The organism is Rubripirellula tenax (assembly GCF_007860125.1).
GTDB lineage: Bacteria > Planctomycetota > Planctomycetia > Pirellulales > Pirellulaceae > Rubripirellula > Rubripirellula tenax.
Genome location: NZ_SJPW01000033.1, coordinates 1 through 2,629 on the forward strand (window position 1 = coordinate 1; position 2,629 = coordinate 2,629).

Consider the following 2,629-nt stretch of genomic DNA (forward strand, 5'->3'; position numbering starts at 1 on the left):
CGTATCCCAGCGGATGAGTTACTTTAGACGTATATGACGGGGAACCATGCCGTGCACGCGAAGCCGGACTTGCGGCATTTTTCACGATGGAAAGTCGTCACTTCCGGCTCGGTGACGGCAACCGTTACCCGACAGAGGGTGCTTCCCTGAACGCCGACCTTGCTCGATTTGTCGCCGAATTTCGGAACGTCGATTTTCGTCATCGCGACGAGCTGATCTCCGGGATTGAGGCAGGAACTGTGTCCTTACATTCCGTGAGCGAAAACTCGACACAATCGATCGAAGAAATGGCTCGAACGTTTGAACTGCGCCGCAGACACTTGGATCGACTGCTAGAAGCAGAGTGTTGCGACCGAAAACAATCGGTCAGAGACGATACAGTGGTACTTTGCGATGGGTTTCGCGCACATCTTGACGACTTGTGCGATTTCTGGCTCTTTTCACACTCGTCCGGCGGCACTATGTGCGTATACGTTGCTCGTCGAGCGCGTAAAATAATGGGATGCGTTGGCGGAATGAATCCTGAAGCGAGCGACTCGGCGACGCCAAGCGGGTAACCATCGGATGCAACGGAGGACCGGTGGTCAATTTTCGCGAATGGATGCTCTACTCCCGGTCCCCGCTGATCCGTACCGTTCCCCGACTGGGATGATTCCACTCTTGAACTTCGCACAGAGGCTGTAACTTTGTGAAACGTCCAGATGTTGTCGCTGAACTCGTACTCACTGGAACCCAAAGCGTTGTTGGCGTGAAAATCCAAGGAGACAACTACGAAATCAACGTTCTGCTATCCGCTGATGACATTGGTCGTCTCAATCGTGAGGAATTGCCCGTCGTGCCGGATGAGCATGCCGTCACGGCCGGGACTTGTTTCAACGCGCCCACGCACTGGTCCCGTTGCGACGGCAACGTTATGGCCATTGTAGTCGGACAAGACGATGTAACCTGGGACTTTGGAGTCTGGATGCCCGTTGATACATTCACGGAAATCAAACGACTGATCCTAGCACTTCGTCCGTCGCTCTGAGCCTGTAAGAGCGGGGAACCATCGCGTGCACCCGAGTACGCGAGCTGGGCGGTTTTGAAATGGAAAATCTTTCGCGCGTACCGGGTGACGCGTGCCGTTATCTGGACTGAACTCATGCGATGGATTGCGATAATCACCATTACTCTAGCTGCGGGTTGCTCCGCTCTTAATCCTTTCCCCAAGCCCTCGGTAATGCGGGCGATGAAGGACGCAGACCGAATTGTCGCGAATGGGCACGAGATTACGGATCGCGAGACTGTCGAGGGTTTGCGCAAAATCTACGGCAATGCAAAATGGCGTCCATTCATCGATACAGAACCGATCGATCAAATTTCGATTCAACTCTTTCATGGCAGCGAAAAGGTCTTAGAGTTTTCATATGGCGCTGGTTGGCTGATGGATGAAGCCCGCAAGGGAGTACTAAGCGAAGTGCAGCGACAATGGATGATCGATCATATTCGATCGAAGATACCTGCTGAGAAACTCCCTGATCGTCACATCATCTAGAAAAATCCAGATAACCAAGCGGTGAACCCAAGCCGCCGATTGCGTCGTTACTTACATCAGCATCAAACTCGGCGGCTGGGTTACCGCCATCGTTATTCGGCTTTAGTAACTGTTGGCTATCGACCTTTTGAAAATCACACCTACGCTAGTATCACCCAAGGAAATCTCATGAGACTCGCAGGCTATTTAGTCATTCTCCAACTCTGTTTTGCAACGGCTGCCTCGGCTGATTTAATCGTTTCGTACAGACCCACTGGCGGGTTCGGTTCGACCGCAAGTTCGACAGGCACTGGAGTGACTGGGCTCGATCTAGCTCGCGGGCCAGGAATTGATGCCACGACATTCAGCAACGGTTTTTATGCCGCATCACAATGGACAACATCTTCTTCGCTAGACTTGGATGATTACTTTCAATGGGGCTTCACTTCCACCAATGCCTTCGATCTAACAACACTGGATTTGGCATACAGTAGAGATTCAAACGGGCCAAAACAAATAGACGTACAATTCAGCACGGATGGAGTTAGTTTTAGTTCCGTTTTTGATGACGCTTCGGTCGTCGATTTTGGAGAAGCTAACCGAAACATCGACATCTCGGCATTTACTAACGTGACGAGCGGCACGTTTCGTCTCTACGGTTTCGATGCAGCGGAAACATTCGGTAAATTTGCGCTATTGGACGTGCTTGGCGGCGGCAACTCCATAATTGTGAATGGAAACTTAACCGCGGTTCCTGAGCCTTCATCGCTCTTGCTGGTTGCGACATGCGGTTCTCTGTTTGCGTTTAGACGTAGACGGCCGGTACAACTGACGCGAAAGTAAGGAGGCCGCAAACTATTCTCAAATTGACTCCCTCCCGTTGTTGGAACGGCCAAGAGAATACCGAATAACCATCCCGTGCACTGGAGCCGGGCTTGCGGGCGTTTTCGTAATGGTTGACTCTTCCCTCCCGGCCCAGTGACGGGTGCCGTTCGCCGACGGAGGGACGCAATTCGCGTGCGGGGTATGAATTGCTTACAATGTGGCGATGGAAACGGTCTATCTCGAAACCACTGTCGTCGGCACAATTGCGTCGCGAAACCACCCGGACCCAAT

The 2,629-nt window shown here is 52.2% G+C and carries 3 protein-coding genes; all 3 read left to right on the forward strand.

Annotation, left to right across the window (positions count from 1 at the left end; all coding sequences use genetic code 11):
• Positions 1 to 748 precede the first annotated feature (748 nt).
• The 3 genes from Poly51_RS30165 to Poly51_RS30175 all read left to right on the forward strand — a co-directional run bounded on the left by Poly51_RS30165 (position 749) and on the right by Poly51_RS30175 (position 2,356).
• A complete protein-coding gene (locus tag Poly51_RS30165; protein WP_146462668.1) occupies positions 749 to 1,027 on the forward strand; it encodes a hypothetical protein in 279 nt (92 codons plus the stop codon).
• A 114-nt stretch (positions 1,028 to 1,141) separates the two neighbouring features.
• A complete protein-coding gene (locus Poly51_RS30170; protein WP_146462669.1) occupies positions 1,142 to 1,534 on the forward strand; it encodes a hypothetical protein in 393 nt (130 codons plus the stop codon).
• Between the two features lie 21 nt (positions 1,535 to 1,555).
• Positions 1,556 to 2,356 carry a PEP-CTERM sorting domain-containing protein gene (locus Poly51_RS30175; RefSeq protein ID WP_146462670.1) on the forward strand — a complete coding sequence of 267 codons (801 nt, stop codon included), beginning with the start codon at positions 1,556 to 1,558 and terminating at the stop codon, positions 2,354 to 2,356.
• Positions 2,357 to 2,629 lie beyond the last annotated feature (273 nt).